The following is a 24,209-nucleotide window of genomic DNA, read 5'->3' on the forward strand; positions in this document are numbered from 1 at the left end:
CCGCGACTGGMAGGCGTACGGCTCTCACCCGCTTGGAGAACGGGATGATCGGCTTGGCAATGGCATCGGCATACCGCGGATCCTCATGCAGCCAACGTTCCAAACACTGACGGGTGGGATAACCCAGATGCTCCGCGACCTGCTGGGTCGTCATATCAGTGGAGAAATACAACTCCACGGCACGACCACGCTCCTCTTGACTGAACATAGAATCCTCTCGTTCAATCTCCAAGAAAACGTCCGCAGCCCCTAACGTCAGGTTTTTTGCGCAAATTGGTTGGTGCTTGTTGAGGTGGTGGAGCATGGCTTGTCACCTGTGTACGATTTCAGTCGCCAGAACATTAACCGCTCTAGAAAAGCAGGCGACAGAACCATGCCCGATACGATCATACAAGTCAACCAACCCATGTTCGAGACCCAATTGGATCGCATGGTCACCCAGAAGGTCAACGAGATCCTTGGGCCGGATGCCGGACGCTTCAGGCCGACGAGATCACCGGTGCCGCACGCTACGAGCGCTCCGGTTCCAGGAAGGCGTATCGGGCCGGTCATTACGGGCGAAATCCGACCGTCAAGGCCGGGAAAATGACCGTGAGGGTACCCAAGCTCAAGGGGGCGGTCTTCGAGTCGGCGGTCATCGAACGCTACCGACGCCGGGAGGAGTCGGTCGAGGAAGCCCTGATCGACATGTACCTGGCGGGCGTGTCCACCCGCCGCGTCGACGACATCTCCCAGGCGCTGTGGGGAGCGCGGATGCCGTCGCAGACCCTGTCGGACAAGCTCAGGAAGGTCTACGGGGACATCGACGCCTGGCGTGAACGCCCGCTGTCCCAGGCCTACCCGTATGTGTTCATGGACGGGGTGTGGCACAAGCGTTCGTGGGGTGGCGCCGTGGAGAACGTGAGCATACTGGTCGCGATCGGCATCGGGTCGGACGGGCACCGGGAGGTGATCGGCGTGGCCGAGGGCATGAAGGAGGATTCGACCAGCTGGAACAGCTTCGTCTCCTCGCTCATCTCTCGTGGGCTTACCGGCGTGCGCCTGGTGACCGGAGACCGGTGCGCCGGACTGGTGAACACCGTCAGTGAACTCCTGCCACAGGCCCGCTACCAGCGGTGCATGGTGCATTTCATGCGCGGGCGTGCTCGCCAGGGCCGGCCCACGGCACACCCGATGGGCCGCCGACGCGCTCAAAGCGATCCTCGCCATGGAGTCACGCGAATCGGCGTTGGCCAAGGCCGAACAGGTCGCCTCCGAGATGGAGGAGCGGAAACTCAGGCAAGCCGCCAGGTGCCTGCGCGAAGGCATCAACGAAACCACCACGTACCTGCCGGACGACTATCCCGTCGAGCATCGTCGGCGTATCCGCACCACCGACATGATTCGGACGGTTGAACCGGGAGATCCGACGTCGAACCCGCGTCGTGGGCGCTTTCCCCGATGGTGGGAGCGCGTTGATGCCCGTCACCGCCAGGATCCGCTACGTCACCGGCAACGACTGGTCCACCCGCCGCTGCCTGGACATGTCCCGACTCGGCGACACCATACAGGAAGCGAACTGAAAACGCACACAGGAGACAAAACCCAAAGTGCGCAAGAACTCGGGCACTACCCTTATATGCCCCTCTCAAGCCGCATACGGTAACGGGGTACCATGAACATCGTGAAATCGCTGCACACCGGATCCGAACATAGGCGGTGCGCGTGGTGCGTGATGGTGCTGCGTGACGTCTTGCGTGATGACGTGATGACGTGATGATCTGATACGTGGCGATGATGCGTGGCGATGATGGCGTTGTGTGAGGGTGTCATGAGATGGCTCCGCGCGATAACGCCAAAGGTTGGAGATGGTCATGAGACTATGGCATGAATCGTTGATCCCGCGGTTGCCCCGGGCCCAGTTGCTGGGCCAGCACCGCGAGATCGCCGCCTTGCGCGGCAATGGGTGGGGACGTCGCCACGCGACCGTCAATTACGTGTTCACCCACTCGCCGTATCTTCTGTATCGATTCCATGTCCTGGTGATGGACGAGATGCACGCACGGGGATACCGGCCCAACGAACGTTGGTACGATCCGCTGTATCGTGGCACGTCCTGCGAGCCGTATGTGGAGCTCACCCCTTGCGACATCTCCACCCCGATTTATCCGGAGCACGATGACCGTTATCTGCGTGAATGCCTTGACAACCTGGCGGGCAAGGGCATCGTGTTGTGATGCCGGCGCCGCCGATAAAAAAGATACTAATGCTGAGGCAAGCTTCATCCAGTACCGGTCCAGAAAGACGGTCGATACAACTCCCGCAGATGTGAATGAAGCGAGAATAATATTGGCCCACATTATTTGGGATGATAAACCAGCGAGAATGTCTGCTTGCTTCTCTTGAATTTTATGTGACCACATCACACGACCGAAAGTATTCCGCACTGAATCTTCTAGAATCTGAAACTTGTTCATCAAGAAACCCCTGTATAAACGCGGATCTATTATGGAATCATAATCTTCTGGAGTATGGACCAGTGCGGCCTCTCTATTTTCATTGATAAAATATTAATGAATTTTACTACGTAATAGTTCTAGTATTTTATTGATTCGCTCATTTTTATTTTTGATTTGAGAATTTCTACAACAATGGATTCTAGTAACTATCAAGGAAGCACCCGGCTTTTACACAGGTCAACAAGCAATACGTTTGAATAGTTTTTGACGCGCCATCACTCATTGCACGAAAATATCAATTCAAAAATGTTTTTGCGTCAACACTGCTGTACATGATGACAATGAACTAATCACACATCTGCTACTGGCTCATACAGCCTTCTATATTTTTTGATTGATCGTACAAATATTTGCTCAAATACATATACCATATTCGTGCACTCTGAGACTTCTGTCGTCAACCTAATTTTCTACTTGCTCTACACCCCAAGTAGTCGTATTCAGAAGTGTTCGCTATTTTCCAAAAAACCTTTTCCAAAATCCTTTGGGACCTGCATTACCCTCAGCGTTGTTCTCAATCATCGGATCTGCATCCTGCGCTTCCGCATCCCGACCTCAGACGCCCCGGCCGCCGAGGGCCACACCCCGGAGGACGACCATGCAGTCAGGTAGGAAGCGACATCGTCGCGGCCAGCTCTTACAAGCCCGCTCGTCACGATCAGCGTCGCATCAGCGATGAAGCAGAGCGCCCGCATAGCCAGTGTTGCAAACGGGATCTTCAGTGAAAGCACGATCGACAGCACGGCTCACGCGAAAACCAGCAGATAGTTGGGGCATGGGACGGCTTGACGATCATCGCATTCCACGCAAGCGTATCGCAGCCTGAACGCCTGGACGAGGCCGCCGACGGACCGGACGCCGCGAGGTCTGCAGCCATCATGTCCAATCATGTACAGAAGGGTAATTACGGAGAGAAACAAAAGCCCCGGAATCGCTGAAATTCCGGGGCTTCACAGGTGCGCCAGACAGGATTCGAACCTGCAACCTGCTGATCCGTAGTCAGCTGCTCTAATCCATTGGGCTACTGGCGCATGTCGCTTACTCCGACGGCCGCAAGGCCATCGTTTTCGGCAACTTGAACAGAATACCGCGCGGTTCACGACCACGCAAACTGGCGTGTCGTTGGCGCGCGACGAAGCATCTAGGCGAGACGTCGACCGCGCTGCTGCCGTTCCGAGGCGAGAATCAGCGTGGGATCCGCCCCCTGCCTGACGCACTCCTCCCCCACGACGACCTTCGCCACGTCGTCGCGCTGGGGAAGATCGAACATCGTCCCCTCCAGGACATGCTCGATAATCGCCCTCAGCCCGCGCGCCCCCGTGCCCGAATCCACCGCCGAATGGGCGATGGCCCGCAGCGCCTCGGGCGTGAAGACGAGCTCCGCCCCGTCCATCGCGACGAGCCTCTCGTACTGCTTGGTGAGGGCGTCGACGGGTTCCGTAAGCACCCGCACCAAGTCGTCCTCGTCAAGATCGTGAAGCGTGGTGATGACGGGAAGACGCCCGATGAACTCGGGAAGCAGCCCGAAATCGGCGAGATCATCCGCCCTCGCATGCGAGAGAAGGTCATGCTCGTCAAGGGGGTCGTTTCTCCACGTCGACGTAAAGCCACTGGTATGGGCTCCCAGACGCCGTTCGATGATGTCGGCGAGGCCCACGAACGCGCCTCCGCAGATGAAGAGGATCCCGGAAGTGTCGATTTTCACCGTCTCCTGCTCGCGGTGCTTGCGCGTGCCCTCCACGGGAACGCTGGCCGTGGTGCCCTCGATGATCTTGAGTAGCGCCTGCTGCACCCCCTCGCCGCTCACATCGCGGGTTATGGACGTGTTCTCGCCGCTTTTGCGGGCGATCTTGTCGATCTCGTCGATGTAGATGATGCCGTGCTGGGCCATCTCCACGTCGCCGTCAGCCGCCTGCACAAGCCTCTGAAGCACCGTCTCGACGTCGTCGCCGACGTATCCCGCCTCCGTGAGCGTCGTGGCGTCCGTCATGGCGAAGGGCACGTCCATCGCCGATGCGAGCGTTTTGGCCAGATACGTCTTGCCCACGCCCGTGGGACCCATCATGAGGATGTTGGACTTGTCCACCCGCACGTGCGCCATGGTCTCATCGCCCGCCGGATTCCCGGCGTCCTGACCCCGCCCGCGCGAGCGGACATGCAGTGTCGACGCGGCGTCCATCATGTCCATGTTGACGCGCTTGTAATGGTTGCGCACCGCGACGGCCAGAGTCCTTTTGGCGGCGTCCTGACCGACGACGTATCGGTCGAGATGCCTTTTGACGGTTGCAGGGGACGGAAGAGGCACGATGCCTCCCGCCGCGTCCTTGCGGGCCTCCTCCGAGATGATCTCGACGCACAGGTTGATGCACTCGTCGCAGATCGCGGCGCTCGGCCCCGTGACCAGCTTGCGGACCTGATGCTCGGATTTGCCGCAGAAGGTGCACCGTGGGGAATCCTCGTTGTAACTCACCACTTCACCCATGAATGGTCCTTTCGCATATGGTCCTTTCGCATGATCGGCCCATCACCTATGACGACACCCCCGGCGACGATGCCCCCGGTTATGCGCCGGGGGCATGGAGCGCGACGACACCGATGCGGGATCGATGGACGCGCGGGACTACTTGCGCGGCCCCAGCACCTCGTCGACGATGCCGTACTCCTTGGCCTGCGGGGCGGTGAGGAAGGTGTCGACCTCGATGTCCTTGCGAACGCGCTCGACGTCCTGCCCGGTGTGCTTGGCCAGAGTGTCCTCCAGCCATTCGCGCATCCTCAGCATCTCCCTGGCCTGGAGCTCGATCTCGGTGGCCTTGCCGAATCCCTGGTCGATGGCCGGCTGGTGGATCAGCACCCTGGCGTTGGGGAGGATCAGCCTCTTGCCCTCGGCCCCCGCGGCGAGCACGACGGCTGCCGCCGACGCGGCCTGACCCAGGCAGACCGTCTGCACGTCGGGCTTGATGTACTGCATCGTGTCGTAGATCGCGGTCATCGCGGTCATGGAACCGCCGGGCGAATTGATGTACATCATCACGTCGCGGTCGGGATCCTGGCTTTCCAGAACCAGCAGCTGCGCCATGATGTCGTCGGCGGACGTGTCGTCCACCTGGACCCCCATGAAGATGATGCGGTCCTCGAACAGCTTCGTGTACGGGTCCTGCGTCTTCATGCCGTAGGGCGTCTTCTCGGCGAACTGCGGCAGAACGTACCTGTTCTGGGCCTGGACGCCCGATCTCCACGATGGTCCGGCCAGCCGCTGGGCACGGGCCACGAAACGCGCTTCCTCACTTGCCATGCTCACTCCCCCTGCTTCCTGGTGCCCATCGTCTCCGGCGTCGTCACGATGCGATCCACGAAACCGTACTCCAACGCCTGCTGGGCGGTGAACCAGTGATCGTACTCGTTGTCGCGGTAGATCTCCTCGACCGTGTGTCCGGTCTGCTGGGCTGTAAGCTCCGACAACGTCTTCTTCATGTCCATGATCAGCTCGGCGTTGATGCGCACGTCGGTGGCCGTTCCCCCGACCCCGCCGGAGGGCTGGTGCATGAGCACGCGGGCGTGGGACGTGATGAAGCGCTTGCCCGGCGTGCCGGAGCTCAGCAGGAACTGTCCCATGGACGCCGCCATGCCCACGGCGACCGTCGCCACGTCGGGCTCGATCAGCTGCATGGTGTCGTATATGGCCATGCCCGCGGTGATGGAGCCTCCCGGCGAGTTGATGTACAGCCAGATGTCCTTCGTGGGATCCTCGGCCGCAAGCATAAGCATCTGCGCGCAGATGACGTTGGCGTTGTCGTCCTTGACTTCGGAGCCCAGCCAGATGATGCGCTCCCTGAGCAGCCGCGTGAAGATGGGATCGGCCGGCGCCGGTCCCTCGCCCTCGGCCATCACTGGCCGGGACGCCCGGGACGGTGTGGATGTCAGAATATCTGCCACCATGTCTCCTTATCGATATGTCGTTTCCTTGAACATTACCGCTCCGAAGAGACCGCAGCCGTCCCGTTGCGCTCAATGCGCAACAGCCGGGGCTCCACGCAGTGCGCGACCATGGACGACACGGCCACCGCAAGACCCACCGGCACCACCAGCGACATCGGCGCATTGACCAGCTCGAACACCAGACACATGGCCATCAGCGGGGCCTTCTGGGAGGCCGCGAGCAGTGCGGCACCCCCCATGACGGCGCAGGCGGCGAGCGAGTCCCCGGGCATCACCATGATCCAGCCGCACCCCAGCAGCGTCCCCAGGGCCATGCCCAACGCGATGCCGGGTTGGAGGACGCCGCCCGACGCGCCCGAGCGAAGCGTGAGCAGCGTCACCACGGCCTTGGCCAGAAACGTCAGCGCGGCGGTCGCCGCCACGACCCCCACGGGCGAGGTCATCGACGTCAGCGACAGCGTCAGCTGGGCGGAGGCCCTGCCGTTGCCCATGACCTGCGGGACGACCAGCGCCACAAGACCCGTCACCACGGCGGCGGCGGGCATCATCCACAGGATGTCCGACCCGGTGGGCCTGTTGCCCGTGGCGATCGCCGACGCCCTGCGGAAAAGCGCCCCCGCCAGCCCGAAGACCATCCCGGCCACGAGGGAGAAGATGAGTATGGTCGGCGTGTATGCCGTCGACAGACCCGCCACGTCGTAGAACACATGCCGTCCCTTGATGAGGGACGCGACGAAGGCCGCCACCACCGAGGCCCCCAGAGCCACCGCAGCGGTGGTGACGGACGCGCCGACGACCAGTATCTCGGTGACGAAGAACAGCCCGGCCAGCGGCGCGTCATACACGCCGGCGAGTCCCGCCGCGGCGGCGACCGCGACGATGATCCGCCGGTCATGCTCCGACACGGGGACCACGCGACCGAACCACTGCCCCATCAGAGCGCCCAGTTCGCGCGGCGCCACCTCACGGCCGATGGACGAACCGCATCCGACGATCATGATCTGCAGAAGGACGTGGACGATCGTCTGCCACCATGGCATCGGCGTTCCGGACACCGCCTTCGAGACGGAGGGAACCGGCCGCGACCGTGTCCTCAGAAGCCACCAGACGATGGCAGCGATAACCGATCCGACGACGACCGAAAGGATGCGTCGGACGGGATCCGTCTCGAACGGCCCCGGCTGCGTCGAAGTCTCGACGAATCCCAAAGCGAGCTTCTCGATGCCATACAGAAGAAGCGACAGCAGGCCCGCGCCGACGCCGACCACGGCACCGAGAACGACCACGACGCACAGATACATGGCGAAGCGCCGCGGCGACAACGATTCGGGATCATCCGTGGCGGACTCGGTGGACATGCGTGGCGCTCCTTACCTGGACACGGACATCAGGGCCGGCGTGGATACGCCCTCGGCCCGGACGGGAGGTCATCCGGGCCGAGACCGTTCCGGACAACCGCCGTTCGGACGAGGACCTCCTCTTTCCCATGTGGCCGTCTCTTTCCCATGGTCAGCATAGAACAGGGTCGGCATGGACACGGTCGGCATGGACACGGTCGGCATGGACACGGTCGGCATGGACACGGTCGGCATGGACACGGTCGGCATGGACACGGTCGGCATGGACACGGTCGGCATGGAGGAAGGCCCGGAACCGAAGTCCCGGGCCTTCCTCCATTTCAGTAGTGGGACGTGCCCACGGTGACCGCACGATCACACCGCACGATCACACCGCACGATCACTGCACAGTCATACCGCACAGCCACACTGCACGGTCACTGCGATCATCGTCACGACGGCTACTCGGCATCCTTCTCGGCGGCGTCATCCGTCACCGGGGCGTCATCCTGAGCGGACAGCTCATCGGCCACCTGCGCGGCCGCCGATGCGGCCTCCACGCTTTCGGATTCCTCCTCCTCGGCGGCATCTCCGAGGAACGCGGAGAGGTCCAGAGCCTCCCCCCCGGAGGTGAAGGAGACGGCGCGCATTCCGGCGAGCAGCCCCTTCGAACGTCCGACCTCCTGAACGGCCGATCCAAGCTGGCCGTTGCGGACGATCGCGTTGATGAACTGGCTGGGATCCATGCCGTACTGCTGGGCGATGGACGCGAGGAAGTTCGTGACCTCGGCCTGGCTGACGGTGATCTCCATCTTCTCGGCGAGCGCGTCGAGGACCATCTGGTCGCGCAGCTCCTTGTCGGCGGATTCCTCCGCCTCCTTCTTCTGCTCGTCCGTGGCCTTCTCAGGATCAGGAGTCACGCCCTTGAGATGCTCGTCGACCGCGTTCTTGCGCGCGCCCTTGGGAACCGGGATCTCCTGTCCCTCCTCGAGCTTGGCGATGAAGGCGTCGCGTGCGTCGGTCGCCTGACGGCCCTCGGCGTCACGCGCCGCGGCCTTGCGAATATCGGCCTTGAGCTCCTCGAGCGTGTCGAATTCGGAGGCCTCCTGCGCGAAGTCGTCGTCAAGCTCGGGAAGCTCCTCGGTTTTGACGGAGTTGACCTTGACCGCGATCTGTGCCTTCTGCCCCTCGTGGTCGCCGGCCTCAAGAGTGCCCTCGAAGGTCGTCTCCTCGCCTGCGGACAGTCCGTCCAGAGCCTCGTCAAGACCGTCAAGCATGGTGCCGGAGCCCAGCTGATAGCTGACGCCCTCCTGGGAATCGGCCGTTTCGCCGTCAACGGTGGCGGTGAGGTCGATGTTGGCGAAATCGCCCTTCTCGATGGGACGGTCGACGCCGACAAGTGTCCCGAAGCGCTGACGAAGGGCCTCGAGACGACGGTTGATGTCCTCATCCGTGATCTCGGCCTTCGGCACATCGATCGCCATACCCGAAAGATCCGGGATCTCGATGTCGGGCCGACGCTCGACGGTGGCCACGAACTTGAGCTTGGTCTCGCTCGCCGCGGCCTCGGGAACCTCCTGAACATCCAGTTCGGGCTCGCCCATGGGACGGACCTTCTTGGTCTCCAGCGCCTTGGAATACAGCTCCGGCACGGCCTTGTTCACGGCCTCTCCCGCGACGGTGGCGAAGCCCAGACGCTGGTCGACGATCTTGCCGGGCACGTGGCCCTTGCGGAAACCGGGGACGGTGATCTGGGACGCGATGTCCTTTCGGGCCTGATCCAGATAGGGATCGAACTCCTCGGGGTCGACCGTGACGGTAAGCCTCACCTTGGTGGGCTCAAGATTCCTGACGCTGATTTTCACTCTGGCGCTCCTGAAGACTGATTAATATGCTGACTCTGCCCTAAGGCAACCGTTACATGATAGCGCGTCGCACGGACTCGCCGACAAGGGCCACCTGCCAAGGGCGCGCCCCCTCCCGCGAGAGGAACTCCTCGACGGCTCCGTCGTCCTCCGCCATCGGCTCGTCCGACCAGCAGAGGTTGCGGATGATCTGCGGCTTGATGATGACCTCGCCGGGCGTGCGCGTGTCACGCGCGATGCGGGAGACGCTCTCGCGCGCCCGCGTGAGCCTTTCCAGACGTCGTGGATGCCGCTCCCACATCCTCATCGATCTGGGGGCGTTGACCGACTCCGTCTCCGTGGATGCCGGAGCCGACGGCCACTCGCTTTCGGGCAGCGCGAGGGCCTTGTCGATGGCATTGCGCCACACGCTGGGACGCACCTGACGCTGGATCGGGGCGTAACGCGCGAACATGCGCTCCCTCTCATCGCCGGTGTGTATCCTCACCCGCTCGTTCAACGATCGTATGGCGCGGAACTCCTTCCCGTTGTGGGGCTTGCGCCGCGCCGCCTCGATGATGGCGTGATCGGGGAGCAGCAGAGACGGCGCTATGTCATGCTCGCGGGCGAGCTCGTCACGGGCCTCCCACAGGGATCTGGCCACGGCCTGACCCTGTCTGTCGCGCCCCAGGGCCGTGAAGCCCGAGATATGCATCCATGGCACCTTATGCGAGGGCGCGGGCGACAGCGATGATCTCAGAACGTGATCGAACTCCTGACGGGCCCACTCATCCTTGCCCTGCGATCTGAGCTCGGCGCCCAGAACGCCTTCCAGATCGGCGAGCAGCTCCACATCCAGCGCCGCGTAGTTGCGCCAGTCACGAGGGATGGGACGATACGACCAATCGGCGGCCGAATGCTCCTTGGCCAGGATGATCCCCAGAAAGCGTTCGGTCACCGACGACAGGCCGAAGCGTTTGACGCCAAGAAGCCGGGCGGCGACCTCGGTGTCGAACAGGCTTCCCGGCACAAGTCCCAGATCCGCGAAACCGGGTATGTCCTGCTTGGCGTCATGAAGTATCCACTCGACGTCCCCGACGGCATCGGAGAAGTCCTTCCACCTGACGTTCGCGTCACCGAGCGCGATCGGGTCAAGCAGAATGATGCCGGCGCCCTCGCGTTTGAACTGGACCAGCCAGTCCTCATGCCCATAGCGAAAGCCCGAGGCCCTCTCGGCGTCGACGGCCAGCGGTCCGGAGCCGCCGGCCAACCGCTCGCAGGCGTCCTCGTAGGCGGCTATGTCGTCGATGACGTCGGGGACCCCTTCGCGCGGCTCCCGCAGCAACCGTGGCTCGACGTCCATCGAGGCTCCCCGCGTCCGTGATCGCAACTGTGACATGTCTTCTAGGCTAAGGCCGGCCTCGACGTATGGTCAGTAGACGACAAGCCCGTGGTCGCGGAATTGGGCCGCCACACGCTCTCGAAGCTCCTTGGACGGCCCCTTGCAGTCCTCCAGCGGATACGGTATCCGCAGCTGGTGCCATTTCGGGCGGCCCAGCTGGTGGAACCCGAGGACGTCGACGTGCTCGACGGCTCCATCGAATTCCTCGCAGATGCGCGCGACGCGTTCGACGTTCTCCACGGAATCCGTCAGCCCCGGAACAAGCACGAAACGGACCCATATCTTCTTGCCGCGGGCGGCAAGCCTTTTCCCGAAGGTTATCGTCGGAGCCAGCGTGCCCCCCGTGACCTTCCGGTAGGTCTCCTCGTCCCCGGATTTGACGTCCAGAAGGCACAGATCGATGTCGTCGATCATCTCATCCGTGTAGTTCTGATTGAGGAAGCCGGAGGTGTCCAGACACGTGTGGACGCCCATCTCCTTGGCGGCCCTGAAGACGCGCGACACGAAGGCCGGCTGCATCATGGACTCGCCGCCGGAGAACGTGATCCCACCGCCCGTTGAGGCGAAGAGATCCTTGTAGCGTTCGACCTTCGCGACCATAGCGTCCAGATAGACCGGGCTGCCGTCGCGCATCCTCCAGGTGTCGGGGTTCTGACAGTACTGGCACCGCAGCGGGCATCCGCTCATGAACACCGTCATCCTCGTCCCCGGACCGTCGACGGAGGTGTTGATGTCCCATGAATGGACGAAACCGATGTCTCCGGTGCGCAGGGCGTCGAGCCTGTCGCGGCGGTCCATGCCCACGGGGGACTCGAATCCCGACAATCCGCCCATCAGCGTGCGACTTCCCAGCTGCTGGGAATCGCGCAGCATATGTGGTGTGGTGGTTCTGAACACTGCCGCCATGTGGACCTCCCGATCATGGACTTGTGCGCGTCGGCAATGCGTGTGACGATCGCGCCTGCAACGGTCTGCGAGCCAGTGCGGCCGCCACCGGATGTTCCGATGACGGCCGCGCTGAAGGGCTTATGCCGTCGTCAGTTGGTGACGGCTCCCTGATGGAACGTGCGGGAAATGACGTCCAGCTGCTGCTCACGGGTCAGCTTGACGAAGTTCACCGCGTATCCCGAAACCCTCACCGTCAGGTGCGGATACTTCTCGGGATGGTCCACCGCGTCTTCCAGCTGCTCCTTGCGGAGCACGTTGATGTTGGCGTGGTAGAGGCCATGGCCATTGCCCGCGTCGAGGATGCCGACGAGGTTGTTGATGCGCTCGTCCTCATCGCGGCCCAGCCCATCGGGCGTGATGGTGTTGGTCAGCGAGATGCCGTCCAACGCGTCGTTGTAGTCGATCTTGCCGACGGAGAACATCGAGGGGAGCATCCCATGGGAGTCCATTCCGTTCTCCGGGTTCGCGCCCGGAGCATACGGGGTGCCCTTCTTGTGCCCGCTGGGGAAGGACCCGGTGTTCTTGCCGTACTCGACGTTCGAGGTGATGGTGAGGATCGACTGGGTCGGGACGGCCCCCCGGTAGACCGGAAGCCTCTTGACCTGTCCCATGACGGTGCTGACGACCCACTTGGCCAGATCGTCGGCGCGGTCGTCGTCGTTGCCGTACACCGGGAACTCGCCCTCGGTGCGGTATCCGACGATGAGGTTGTCATCGGCTCCCTCGACGTACTCGTTCTCATGGCCGGGCATCGTCTTGGCGTCCTTGTTGCAGATCGGGTACACCTTGGCGTACTTGAGAGCGGCCAGGGAGTCCGCGGCGATGGAGAGTCCGGACATTCCGCAACCCAGAGTGCGGTAGACCTCCTTGTCGTGCAGAGCCATCTCGATCGACTCGTACGCGTACTTGTCATGCATGTAATGGATGATGTTCAGCGCCTCGACGTAGGTCTCGGACAGCCATTCAAGGGCCTTCTCGTAGTTGGTCTTGACCTTCTCGTAGTCCAGGGTCCCATCGGCCTCGGGGGCGACGGGATCGATGACGCCGGGATCGATGACCTGCATGCCGGTCATCTCGTCACGACCGCCGTTGATCGCGTAGAGCAGCGCCTTGGCGGAGTTGACGCGAGCCGCGAAGAACTGCATCTGCTTGCCGACGCGCATGGGCGAGACGCAGCACGCGATGGCGGCGTCGTCGCCCCAGTGGGCGCGGATGTCCTTGTCGGACTCGTACTGGATCGCCGACGTGTCGATCGAGATGCGCGCGCAGAAGCGCTTGTATCCCTCGGGAAGCTTCGGATCCCAGAAGATGGTGATGTTCGGCTCGGGTCCCGGTCCCAGATGCTCAAGGGTGAGGGTGTTGAGCAGGCGGAAGGACGTCTTGGTGACCATCGAGCGTCCATCGTCGCCGAAGCCCGCGTCCGACCAGGTCGCCCAGTAGGGGTCGCCGGAGAAGATGTTGTCGTAGTCCTTGGTGCGAAGGAACCGGACGATGCGCAGCTTCATGACGATGTTGTCGATGATCTCCTGCGCGTCCGTCTCGTCGATCAGACCGCTTTTGAGGTCACGCTCGAAATAGCAGTCGAAGAACGCCGACAGACGACCGATTGACATGGCCGCGCCGTCCTGGCTCTTGACCGAGGCGAGATAGCCCATGTACGTCCACTGCACGGCCTCCTGAGCGGTGCGCGCCGGACGGGACAGGTCGAGACCATACTCCTTGCCCAGGGTGATGAGCTGCTTGAGCGCCTTGATCTGCTCGTCATGCTCCTCACGGAAGCGGATCCAGTGCTCGATTTCGGGCTCGGTGAAATCGTTGCGGTACGGGACGGAGTCCTTGTCGCGCTTCTTGATGGCGATAAGAGTGTTGACTCCGTACAGCGCCACGCGGCGATAGTCGCCGATGATGCGGCCGCGGCCGTATGCATCGGGAAGGCCGGTCAGAATCTTGTTGTGGCGAGCGACCTTGATGCGCTTGGTGTAGACGCCGAACACGCCGTCGTTGTGCGTTTTGCGGTACTTGGTGAAGATCTTCTTGATCTCGGGGTCAGGCTGCTTGCCCGCCTCGATGATCGCCTGCTCGACCATGCGCCAGCCGCCGTTGGGCATCATCGCGCGCTTGCACGGCACGTCGGTCTGCAGTCCGACGATGACGTTGTCGACCTCGGGGCTATCGATGTATCCCGCGGGGAACGCGTCGATCCCGGCGGGGGTGTGGGTGTCCACATCATACACGCGCTGTTTGCGCTCCACGGCCAGATAGTTGTCATCCAGATACTTCCACAGATGCTTCGTCTTCTCCGTGGCACCGGCCAGGAAGGACTCATCGCCGTCATAGGGCGTGTAATTCTTCTGGATGAAGTCACGAACATCGATGTCTTTTTGCCAATGGCCTTCGGAGAAACCCTTCCAGGCCTGGGCCTGCAGTTCCTCTGTGGTGGGGGCGGCTACGTCAGCAGCGGTCATAATCACTCCTTGCGTACACGGCGACGCTTCCTTACGCCGTCATGCCACCAAGTCTAGCCAACGTATATGGAAGCGAGCCCGTTATGCAACGTGATATACGTCACACTACCTCCCATGACCGCCCGCACCCCAGTCCTTCCACTGGGCATCCTGCTGATCCCAGGTGAGATTGCGCTCTCGGACTATTTTCCAAGCGTCCAGAGCCTCCTCCCGGGAGGCATAGGGTCCCATACGGTGGGACGCGGGCGACAACGGCCCCCGCTCAGGCTGCTCGGTGACCGTATTGAAATACCATCGCGTGTCGCTCATGACATCTCCGCCTTCCGCTCGTTCACGCCCACAACCTCGTTCACGTCGACAACCACGTTCACGTCGACAGCCACTGGGATCGGACGCCCCTTTGTCGTTCTCATAGGCCCGTCGTTCTCCTCGGCCCGTCATTCTCCTCGGCCCGTCATTCCCGGAACGAGCTGGTGATGGGAAGGCGCCGGTCCCGTCCGAACGCCAGCGCCGTGACCTTCGGTCCCACGGGGTACTGCCGACGCTTCCATTCGGCCCTGTCAACCAGACGCATCACGGTATCGACCGTGGCGTCGTCGAATCCGTCGGCGAGAAGATCCTCGCGCCCATGGGCATGCTCGATGTAGGCCGCAAGGACCTTGTCCAGCACGGCATAGTCGGGCAGCGAATCCGAATCCTTCTGACCCGGGCGCAGCTCGGCGCTGGGCTCCTTGACGATCGAGCTCTCGGGAATGATGCGGCCAGAAGGATCCACCGGTCGCGGCGACGCCCCATCGAACCCCACCACGCGGATGCCGCCGGGACCCACTCCCCGGGACGCGGCCTTGTTGCGCCAACGGGAGAGCTCCCACACCCGGGTTTTGAGAAGGTCCTTGATGGGCGCGTAGCCGCCCACCGCATCCCCGTAGATGGTCGAATACCCGCACGCCAGTTCCGACTTGTTGCCCGTGGCAAGCGCGAGAAGACCCCGTGCGTTCGAATAGGCCATTACGATCACCCCGCGGACGCGCGCCTGGAGGTTCTCCGCGGCGACCCCCTCAAGATGCAGCTGCCTCTGGTACGCCTCGACCAGCGGCTCTATCGGCTGCACGTCCAGCGACGCCCCAAGGAGGTCCGCCAGAACGGCGGCATCGCCACGGGACCCGTCCGACGAGTATCTGCTGGGCATCGATATCCCCTGCACGTTCTCGCCGCCGCACGCGTCGGCGGCCATCGCCGCGACCAGGGCCGAGTCGATCCCGCCCGACAGGCCCAGACACACCCCATGGAAACGGTTCTTGCGCATATAGTCGCGCAGACCCAGAACGCAGGCGGTGTAGACCTCCTCGTCGGGGTCTAGACCGGCGTCGACGCGGTCGCCCGCCACGACGCCCGCCACCGGATCGACCGTGACGTAGGAAAGATCCTCGACGAACATCGGCGAGCGCTGCACCACCGTCCCCGCCGCATCGATGACGAAGCTCGCGCCGTCGAAGACCAGATCGTCCTGTCCCCCGACCTGATTGACGTATATGACGGGAGCCCCCACCTCGGCTCCGCGCCGACGCGCGATGTCAAGACGGGTGTGCGTCTTTCCCTCCTCGTAGGGGGATCCGTTGATGGTGACGAGAAGATCGACGCCCTTCTCGGCCAGTTCGGAGACCGGGCCGCCATCCTGCCAGATGTCCTCGCAGATGGCCACGCCGATCCTGACGCCATCGACGTCAAGAACCAGACACCGATCGCCGGACGAGAATATCCGGAACTCGTCGAACACGCCGTAATTGGGAAGAAAATGCTTGTCATAGCCCGCCCAGACGATTCCGCGGTGAAGCACCACCAGACGGTTGCGCGGCTTGTCATTGGCGTGGTCCGTTCCCACGGTACCGACGATGACGTAGAGGTCGCCCAGTCCCCCATCCTCCAAGGCCGCGGCCAGCTCGTTGGCCTTGTCCCACGCCGCGCGGCGGAAGGTGGACCGGAAGGCCAGATCCTCGATCGGATATCCCGTCAGCGTCATCTCGGGGAACACGACGATCCGCGCGTCGTTCACCCGCGCCCGGCGGCAGTAGTCAAGAACCTTGTCGGCATTGCCCGACAGATCCCCCACGCAGGTGTCGATCTGGGCAAGCGCGCAACGAAGCTGAGTCATGGCCCCCAGTCTAGTTCCGGTGGGCTAATTCCTGCCACCATGTTCCGGTCACCATGTTCCGAACGTCACGATCATCGCGGACGAGCGCCGGACGGACGGAGGGAAAAAAGCCGGGCGGGCGGGAGGACACCGCGTCGGATCGGACGACCCTACCGCTGACGCCTGAGCACGTGCTTCGCGAAGGCATTGGCGATCGCCTGCACCGCCTGCACGAGGACGATCATGATCACCACGGCCGACCAGGTGACCGTCTGATCGAACTTCTGGTACCCGTAGGCGATGGCGAAGTTTCCCAGACCGCCACCGCCGATGTAGCCAGCCATCGCGGACATGTCGAGCACTCCGATGAACAGGAAGGCGTAGGCGAGTATCAGCGGCCCCAGCGCCTCGGGTATCAGCACCGTGCGGATGATCGTCAGCGTCGACGCGCCCATCGACCGCGCCGCCTCGATGACCCCGGTGTCGACCGGAACGAGATTCTGCTCGACCAGCCGCGACGTGACCACCGTGCACATGACGGACATCGGGAATATGGCGGCCGCGGTGCCTATCGACGTTCCGACGACCTTGATGGTCAGGGGCTGCATGGCGGCGAGGAAGATGATGAACGGAATCGGTCGGATCACGTTCACCAGCACATCCAGGATGCGGTACACGATCGGATTCTCGAACAGGCTTCCCGGCCGCGTCCCGTACAGCACCACGCCGAGGACGAGACCGAGGAAGCCGCCGATCAGCAGCGTGACGAGGACCATCTCCAGCGTCTGCGCCACGGATTCGGCCAGCAGGGGCCGAAGAACCGTCCAATCGGATCTTCCGGCCACCGCCGTCGCACCCGTCCATGAATCAACGGAATCCACGAGCCTCATCGCACGCCTCCCCTCGATGACGCGGCAAGAGCGGCATCGTAGGCCACGGGCCTGGCCGCGGTGCCGAAGTCCACCACATCGCTGTCGTTGCGCAACGCCGCCATGAACTCACCGAACCGCGGATTCGCGTCATCGAACTCATAGGTGATCGCGCCTATGGCCGAACCGCCCACGGTGTCCATGCCGCCGTACACCAGCCCGCTGTCGATGCCGTACCGGGATATCAGGGTCGACACGTTCTGTCCGGAAGCCCTCACCGCCGGGGAGCCCCCCCGTGCCGGGACATCGCGCTGCCTGACGAGGACGCTGACGATCCTCCCCGTCCATTCGCCACGCAGCCGCGACACCCGATCCTCATCGGGAAGGCCGGATATCGCAGTGGCGATGAAACGCCTCGTGACGTCCTGCCGCGGCGCGGCGAAGACGTCGTAGACGTCACCGGTCTCGACCACCTTCCCCTCGCTCATCACGGCCACCCTGTCGGCGATGCGCTGCACGACGTTCATCTGGTGGGTGATCAGCACGATGGTGATTCCCAGCTGCTCATTCACCCGCGCCAGCAGATCGAGCACCTCGGACGTGGTCTCCGGGTCCAGAGCGCTCGTGGCCTCGTCGGCCAGAAGAATCTGGGGATTGGTGGCGAGCGCCCGCGCGATTCCGACACGCTGCTTCTGTCCCCCGGACAGCTGGGAGGGGTAGCCGTCCGCATGGTCCGACAGCCCGACGAATTCGAGAAGCTCGTCGACGCGTCTGGTCTGATAGTCCTTGCGCCAGTGATCGAGCTGCAGCGGATAGGCGATGTTCTGCGACACCGTCTTCGTGGAAAACAGGTTGAACTGCTGGAATATCATGCCGATCTTCATGCGTATCGGGCGGAGCTTCGATTCTCCCAGACGGTCGACGCGCGTTCCCAGCACGGTGACGGATCCGGATGTCGGCCGTTCCAGGGCGTTGATCATGCGCACAAGCGTCGACTTGCCCGCTCCGGAGTATCCGATGACGCCGAAGACGTCGCCTCGGTTGATCTCCAGACTCACGTCATCGACGGCGCGGATGGCGCCGCCGCCTCTGGAACGCCGACGATACTCCTTGACCACATGATCGAAGGTGATGATCGACTCTGACATGCGCCACCTCTCCCACTGTGCCGGGCGGATGGGGAATGCACGCGATCCGCGGGCACCCCGTCCCTCGAACTCTCACGATCGGCGCGAAGCCGCACGAACGGACAGAGCCTGATATACCCGATGCTCAAGACCTCCCATGGCCACCGGTTCCTCTCGGCAGCCACTGGTTCCTTCGTCAGCCGCTCGCGACCGGCGGGAGGAACCCGCGCCGGTCAGGACTCGGCCCGAACCTGCTTCTCGATCTGTGCAAGGTATGTCTGCAGCTCCTTCGCGGTGAAGTCGGAGGCCGACACCGCCGTCCCGTTGGACTGGGCATTGAGCTTCGTGAACACGCTCTTCGACTGCGCGATCTTCACCAGCTTGAGATAGGTGGGATTGTCGGCGTCGGCCTTGCGGGCCACGAAGACGTTGATGTAGGGCCGGGCCTCCTTGCTTTCCGCATCGTCCTGATAGATCGAATCGGTGAGCTTGAGGCCGGCGTCGGCCACGTAGTCGTTGTTGATGACGCCCGCCGCGACCTTGGGATCCTTCAGCGCGTTTGCGACTTGCTCGGCCTTCAGGGCGGTGACCTTGACCTTGGAGTTCGACGTGTCGATATCGGACGGCGTCGTGAACGCGGTCCAATCCCCCTTGAGCCTGACGAGTCCGGCGGCTTTGAGAACGCCGATGGCGCGCGCCTGGTTCGTCTCATCGTTCGGGATGGCCACCGTCTGCCCCTTCGCGATGTCCTTGACGTCGGTGACCTTGCTGGAGTACACGCCCAGGGGGAAGATGGCGGTGCCGCCGATGGGCTGGAGATCCTTGTCGTTCGTCACGTTGTAGTTCGCCAGATACAGAAGATGCTGGAACTCGTTGAGATCGAGGTCGCCCGAGTCGAGCGCGGGATTCTCGGAGGTGTAGTCCTGAAAATCGACGAGCTTCACATGGATGCCCGCGTTCTGCGCCTTCTTCGAGAACTCCACCCACTGGGGGTCGGTCGCGCCGATCACACCGATTTTCACGGGGTTCGACTCCGACCCCTTCTCGGCGGTCGCATGCGCGTTCTTGTAGAACCGCACCCCGAAGAACACGGCGAGCACCACAAGCGCCGCGACGATGACGACGATCACTATGTTGCGCCCCGTGTGGTTGACCCTTACCGGCTCCTGCGGGTCGGACGGCATCGGAGTGCGAATTCCGTCAGGCTTCGGCCCGTCACCGTTCGTACTGCTGCTTGGTTCCGTCATGACGACTCTCCCTCTTCCTTCGTTTTCTCTCTTCTCGTCCGAACGCCATCGCAACCCGTCGTGTTTCTCCTCGCACGACGCATGCGGCCCGGCATGTCGACAATCCATCACCTGTCGACAATCCATCACCATAATGCGGCCCGGGACGACAAGGTGCGAATTTCGCATGATTGGCTATTCATATTCGCTATATCCGGTGCGAATATGGCGAGTTCATAGGCATCCGCCGTTCTTCGGCCGTCACCCGTAGACTGGACACGGAACGGATAGGAGAACCATGACACGCCTTCCCTCACGCGCCGGGTCCAACGGCACCCCACCACATGACACCGCACCCAAAGGCGCCTCGCCCGACATCAGGGCGGCGTTCTTCGACATCGACGGCACCCTCACCAGCTTCGCCACGCACGAGATCCCCGCATCGACGGTCAGGGCGCTGCACTCCCTTCAGGACCGCGGGATCCGCATCTACATATGCTCCGGACGGGCCCCGTCGCACATGTCCGTGGTGCTCGACACGATGCCCGTGGACTTCGACGGAATAGTCGCCATGAACGGCCAGTACTGCTTCGACGAATCCGGATTCCTCGAGACCGAATCCCTCGACCCCCACGACGTGGACGTCATCAACCGATGGCTGGACGGCCATCCCGACGTCGTCGCCAACTTCTGCGAAAGCGACTACGTGTACTTCAACCAGGTGACGGACACCATGCGCGCCACGTGGAGGCAGCTGGGCAAAACCGCTCCCGCCGTCCACATCGACGATCCGCACGTCCGGACGCCGATCCACAGGACCTACCAGATCAGCCCCTACATCCCGCCCGCCGCCGAACGGGAGCTCACCTCCCTGTGCGCCCACACCACGGGGGTGCGCTGGCATCCCTCGTTCACCGACCTCATCCCCTCCGACGGAGGCAAACCACGCGGAATCAAGCGCTTCGGGGACCGCTACGGCTTCACGCAGAAGGAGACGATCGCCTTCGGGGACGGCGGCAACGACGCGACGATGCTGCGATACGCGGGAATCGGCGTGGCGATGGGAAACGCCACCGAGGACGCCAAGGCCGCCGCCGACTACGTCACGGACGACGTCGACCACGATGGCATCATGAACGCGCTCACGCATTTCTCCATCCTCTAGGCTCGGCGCAGCGGGGGCAACGGGTCCCACGGATATGAGACGATTGACCACATGACAACCATCATCATGCATACGTCCGAAGGCGACGTCACCATCGACCTCTTCGACGACAAGGCCCCCAACACGGTCGCGAACTTCCTCGGTCTGGCCGATGGATCCAAGGAGTGGACGGATCCCGCGACGGGCGAGACGTCCTCCGAGCCCTTCTACGACGGTCTGATCTTCCACCGGGTCATCAAGGACTTCATGATCCAGGGCGGATGCCCTCTGGGAACCGGAACCGGTGGCCCGGGCTACGACTTCGACGACGAGATCTCCACCGATCTCACCTTCGACCGTCCCTATCTTCTGGCCATGGCGAACGCGGGCCTGCGTCGGGGACGTGACGGGCAGCCGCACGGAACCAACGGATCGCAGTTCTTCATCACGACCGTGGCGACCCCGTGGCTCAACGGCCACCACACCATCTTCGGCGAAGTGAAGGACGACGAGTCCAAGGCCGTCGTCGCGCGCATCGACGCCGTCCCCACCGACCGTTCGGATCGTCCGCTCGAACCGGTGGGCATCCTCGGCATCGACGTCCTCTGACCATGACGCCCGCTGATTCCGCGATTCAGCAATCCACTGACTCAGCAATCCACTGACTCGGTGATTCGAGGATCCGGGACTCGCTGATTCCGGGACATTCGAGATCCGAGTCCACGCCAGCAGATCCGCGAATCACCGATTGAGGGCGGGGCGACGATCCCACGACCGTCGCCCCGCCCTCGTCGTCGTTCATGCCTCGTCGTCATTCATGATCGTCCGCCCGTCCGCGCGATCCGTTCTGCCCGTCTGCCCGTTCTATCCGCGGTCCCGCATCCTGCGGAGACGCGGCTGCGCGGAATCCTTCGCGCCCGTGATCCTGTAGACGTCGAAGACGCCGTCGATCTTACGCACGGCGGCCAGAACCGTCGTCAGATGCTGCGGATCGGCCATCTCGAAGGAGAACTGGCTGGTCGCGACCCGGTCCGAACCGGTCGAGATGGATCCCGATATGATGTTGACCCCATGATCCGACAGCACCCGCGTGACGTCCGACAACAGGTGCGGACGGTCAAGCGCCTCGACCTGGATCTTGACCATGAACAGCCCCTTGGTGCTCGTCCACTGGACGTCGATCACGCGCTCGGGCTGATGCTTCTGAAGATCGATCATGTTCTGGCAATCCGTGCGATGGACGGACACCCCATCGTTGCGGGTGATGAAGCCGATGATCGAATCGCCGGGAACGGGGGTGCAGCATCGGGCGAGCTTGACCCATACGTCGCCCACGCCCTTGACCGACACGCCCATGGAGCTCGTGGTCTTGCTGCGTGAATGCTTGCGGAGGGGCAGCGCCTCCTGCTCGACCTCCTCGGCGACCTCGTCGGACCCCGCGTCCTTGACCAGATGCGAGATCACGTTCTGCGTGGAGATCTGCCCGTCGCCGATGGCGGCGAAAACCGCATCGGGGCCGGCGAAGTTCAGCTCCTCGGCCAAGCCGATCATGGCCTCGTTCGTCATGAGGACGGTTGTGGGGAGGTTCCTCTTGCGCATGGCGCGGGTGAGCTCGTCACGCCCCTCCTCGATGGCCTCGGAGCGACGCTCCTTGCTGAACCATTGGCGGATCTTGTTGCGGGCCTTCGGGCTTTTGACGAACGTCAGCCAGTCCCGCGATGGCCCCGCGGTATCCGATTTGGACGTCAGTATCTCGACCGTGTCGCCGTTCTCCAGTGCGGTGTCAAGCGGGACGAGGCGCCCGTTGACCCTCGCCCCCATGGTGCGGTGTCCGACCTCGGTATGCACGGCGTACGCGAAATCGACCGGGGTCGCGTGCGCGGGGAGGGACACGATCGCCCCTTTGGGAGTGAACACGTACAGCTCGGATCCGCCGAGATCCTCCTTGAGCGAGCCGAGGAACTCGTCCGAATCCGGGGTCTCGCTCGTCCAGTCGGCCAGCTGCTGTATCCACTTGAGGTTGTCGGCCTCGCTGAGCTCCTGCGGATTCTCCGACTCGCGACGTCGGTCGACGCTGTCGGGGGCGCTCAGCACCCGTCCCGCCTGTCCGTTCTCCTTGTACTTCCAATGGGCGGCGATTCCGAACTCGGCACGCCGGTGCATCTCCCACGTGCGGATCTGAATCTCCACGGGCTTCCCGCCCGGGCCGACGACAGTGGTGTGCAGACTCTGATACATGTTGAGCTTCGGCATCGCGATGTAGTCCTTGAACCGGCCCGGAACCGGATTCCACCGCGCATGGACCGCCCCCAGCGCGGCATAGCAGTCGGGAATCGAATCGACGATGATCCGCACCCCCACAAGATCATAGATGTTCGAGAAGTCGTGACCGCGGACGACCATCTTCTGATAGATGGAGAAGTAGTCCTTCGGCCGGCCTCCCACCGAGGCCCTGATGTTCTGGGCCTTGAGATCCCCGCTGATCTCATCGATGATCTGCTCCAGATAGACCTCGCGCTGACCGGCACGCCGCGAGACGAGAACGACGATCTCGTTGTAGATCTTGGGATACAGGGTTTTGAAGCTCAGCTCCTCGAGCTCCGTCTTGATGGCGTTCATTCCCAGCCGGTTGGCCAGCGGCGCGTACACATCCAGCGTCTCGCGTGCCTTGCGCTGTGCGCTGGATGCCTTGACGTAGCGCCAGGTGCGCGCATTGTGGACCCGATCGGCGAGCTTGACCACAAGAACCCTAACGTCACGGCTCATCGCGACGACCATCTTGCGGATGGTTTCGGCGGGGGCGGAGTCGCCGTAATCCATTCGGGATATCTTCGTCACGCCGTCGACGAGACCCGTCACCGTCGGACCGAACTCGGCCCGGCATTCCTCCAGCGTGTAGTCGGTGTCCTCGACCGTGTCATGAAGCAGACCCGCGGCGACGACGAGCGGGCCCATACCCAGATCGGCGAGTATCTGCGACACCGCGAGCGGGTGGATGATGTAGGGCTCCCCGGATTTGCGCCACTGCGAGGAATGCTGGGCCAACGCCCGTCGGTACGCCCGCTCAAGGACGTCAAGGTCCTCGTCCGGATAATGGGACGCGCATACGCGCACGATGGGGCGTAGAGGATCGAGTGGATCATCGCTGATCTCACACCCCAGCATGCGCGCCAAGCGCCTCTGATCATCCGACTCCGCCACCGTCCCACCTTCCTCAGATCTGACTACCCCATCCTACCCAGTCCGGCGAAGGCCACGAACCTTCGGAACCATCTATGGGA

General features: G+C 62.9%; 18 protein-coding genes, 1 tRNA gene and 2 pseudogenes. 4 read left to right on the top strand and 17 right to left on the bottom strand.

The annotated features are described in order from the left end of the window. Positions 1 to 208: hypothetical protein (locus tag BMIN_RS06935; RefSeq protein WP_034886331.1), on the bottom strand; the 208-nt coding region annotated here is incomplete at its 3' end. Positions 209 to 373: 165 nt separating this feature from the next. Here BMIN_RS06935 and BMIN_RS06940 point away from each other — a divergent pair. Both BMIN_RS06940 and BMIN_RS06950 read left to right on the top strand, forming a co-directional pair. After that, positions 374 to 1,562 (top strand): annotated as a pseudogene (locus tag BMIN_RS06940) (IS256 family transposase). A 291-nt stretch (positions 1,563 to 1,853) separates the two neighbouring features. Next, entirely contained in the window at positions 1,854 to 2,216 is a 363-nt protein-coding gene (locus tag BMIN_RS06950) for a TIGR02328 family protein (RefSeq protein ID WP_026647408.1), read from the top strand. An 18-nt stretch (positions 2,217 to 2,234) separates the two neighbouring features. Here BMIN_RS06950 and BMIN_RS09200 read toward each other — a convergent pair. The 15 genes and pseudogenes from BMIN_RS09200 to BMIN_RS07025 all read right to left on the bottom strand — a co-directional run. Beyond that, positions 2,235 to 2,456, bottom strand: a pseudogene (locus tag BMIN_RS09200) (hypothetical protein); the annotation flags it as partial. Between the two features lie 999 nt (positions 2,457 to 3,455). Then, positions 3,456 to 3,529 (bottom strand) — tRNA-Arg (locus BMIN_RS06960). A gap of 110 nt (positions 3,530 to 3,639) precedes the next feature. Beyond that, entirely contained in the window at positions 3,640 to 4,980 is a 1,341-nt protein-coding gene (clpX, locus tag BMIN_RS06965) for an ATP-dependent Clp protease ATP-binding subunit ClpX (RefSeq protein WP_022860982.1), read from the bottom strand. 138 nt (positions 4,981 to 5,118) lie between these two features. After that, positions 5,119 to 5,790, bottom strand: a complete 672-nt coding sequence (locus tag BMIN_RS06970) for an ATP-dependent Clp protease proteolytic subunit (RefSeq protein WP_026647410.1) — start codon at positions 5,788 to 5,790, stop codon at positions 5,119 to 5,121. Positions 5,791 to 5,792: 2 nt separating this feature from the next. Continuing rightward, a complete protein-coding gene (locus BMIN_RS06975) occupies positions 5,793 to 6,383 on the bottom strand; it encodes an ATP-dependent Clp protease proteolytic subunit (protein ID WP_026647411.1) in 591 nt (196 codons plus the stop codon). Between the two features lie 83 nt (positions 6,384 to 6,466). Further along, positions 6,467 to 7,792 (bottom strand): chloride channel protein, encoded by a 1,326-nt coding sequence (locus tag BMIN_RS06980; RefSeq protein ID WP_022860985.1) that lies wholly within the window; start codon positions 7,790 to 7,792, stop codon positions 6,467 to 6,469. A 441-nt stretch (positions 7,793 to 8,233) separates the two neighbouring features. Continuing rightward, on the bottom strand, positions 8,234 to 9,637 hold the full coding sequence (tig, locus tag BMIN_RS06985) for a trigger factor (RefSeq protein ID WP_022860987.1): 1,404 nt from the start codon (positions 9,635 to 9,637) through the stop codon (positions 8,234 to 8,236). 52 nt (positions 9,638 to 9,689) lie between these two features. Next, positions 9,690 to 10,979, bottom strand: a complete 1,290-nt coding sequence (locus tag BMIN_RS06990) for an HRDC domain-containing protein (protein WP_022860988.1) — start codon at positions 10,977 to 10,979, stop codon at positions 9,690 to 9,692. A 69-nt stretch (positions 10,980 to 11,048) separates the two neighbouring features. After that, entirely contained in the window at positions 11,049 to 11,924 is an 876-nt protein-coding gene (gene pflA / locus BMIN_RS06995) for a pyruvate formate-lyase-activating protein (protein ID WP_026647412.1), read from the bottom strand. A gap of 131 nt (positions 11,925 to 12,055) precedes the next feature. Beyond that, positions 12,056 to 14,431 (bottom strand): formate C-acetyltransferase, encoded by a 2,376-nt coding sequence (gene pflB, locus BMIN_RS07000; protein ID WP_022860990.1) that lies wholly within the window; start codon positions 14,429 to 14,431, stop codon positions 12,056 to 12,058. 105 nt (positions 14,432 to 14,536) lie between these two features. Then, positions 14,537 to 14,740 (bottom strand): hypothetical protein, encoded by a 204-nt coding sequence (locus BMIN_RS07005; RefSeq protein ID WP_022860991.1) that lies wholly within the window; start codon positions 14,738 to 14,740, stop codon positions 14,537 to 14,539. Between the two features lie 145 nt (positions 14,741 to 14,885). Beyond that, positions 14,886 to 16,583: an NAD+ synthase gene (locus BMIN_RS07010; protein ID WP_022860993.1), complete on the bottom strand. Its 1,698-nt coding sequence runs from the start codon at positions 16,581 to 16,583 to the stop codon at positions 14,886 to 14,888. A 149-nt stretch (positions 16,584 to 16,732) separates the two neighbouring features. Further along, complete coding sequence (locus BMIN_RS07015) at positions 16,733 to 17,452, bottom strand: methionine ABC transporter permease (protein WP_022860994.1); 720 nt, start codon at positions 17,450 to 17,452, stop codon at positions 16,733 to 16,735. After that, the gene (locus tag BMIN_RS07020) at positions 17,449 to 18,579 is read right to left on the bottom strand and encodes a methionine ABC transporter ATP-binding protein (RefSeq protein WP_022860995.1); all 1,131 of its coding nucleotides are present in this window, start codon (positions 18,577 to 18,579) and stop codon (positions 17,449 to 17,451) included. Before BMIN_RS07020 ends, BMIN_RS07015 begins: the two co-directional genes overlap by 4 nt. Before the next feature lie 212 nt (positions 18,580 to 18,791). Beyond that, positions 18,792 to 19,742: a MetQ/NlpA family ABC transporter substrate-binding protein gene (locus BMIN_RS07025; RefSeq protein ID WP_022860996.1), complete on the bottom strand. Its 951-nt coding sequence runs from the start codon at positions 19,740 to 19,742 to the stop codon at positions 18,792 to 18,794. Between the two features lie 340 nt (positions 19,743 to 20,082). Between BMIN_RS07025 and BMIN_RS07030 the strand changes: the two genes are divergently transcribed. Further along, positions 20,083 to 20,949 carry a Cof-type HAD-IIB family hydrolase gene (locus tag BMIN_RS07030; RefSeq protein WP_022860997.1) on the top strand — a complete coding sequence of 289 codons (867 nt, stop codon included), beginning with the start codon at positions 20,083 to 20,085 and terminating at the stop codon, positions 20,947 to 20,949. Positions 20,950 to 21,000: 51 nt separating this feature from the next. Continuing rightward, a complete protein-coding gene (locus tag BMIN_RS07035; RefSeq protein ID WP_022860998.1) occupies positions 21,001 to 21,537 on the top strand; it encodes a peptidylprolyl isomerase in 537 nt (178 codons plus the stop codon). Positions 21,538 to 21,792: 255 nt separating this feature from the next. Here the strand turns inward: BMIN_RS07035 and BMIN_RS07040 are convergent, their stop codons facing one another. Beyond that, positions 21,793 to 24,093 carry a RelA/SpoT family protein gene (locus BMIN_RS07040; protein WP_152595184.1) on the bottom strand — a complete coding sequence of 767 codons (2,301 nt, stop codon included), beginning with the start codon at positions 24,091 to 24,093 and terminating at the stop codon, positions 21,793 to 21,795. Positions 24,094 to 24,209 lie beyond the last annotated feature (116 nt).

It is taken from the genome of Bifidobacterium minimum (assembly GCF_000741645.1).
Lineage (GTDB): Bacteria > Actinomycetota > Actinomycetes > Actinomycetales > Bifidobacteriaceae > Bifidobacterium > Bifidobacterium minimum.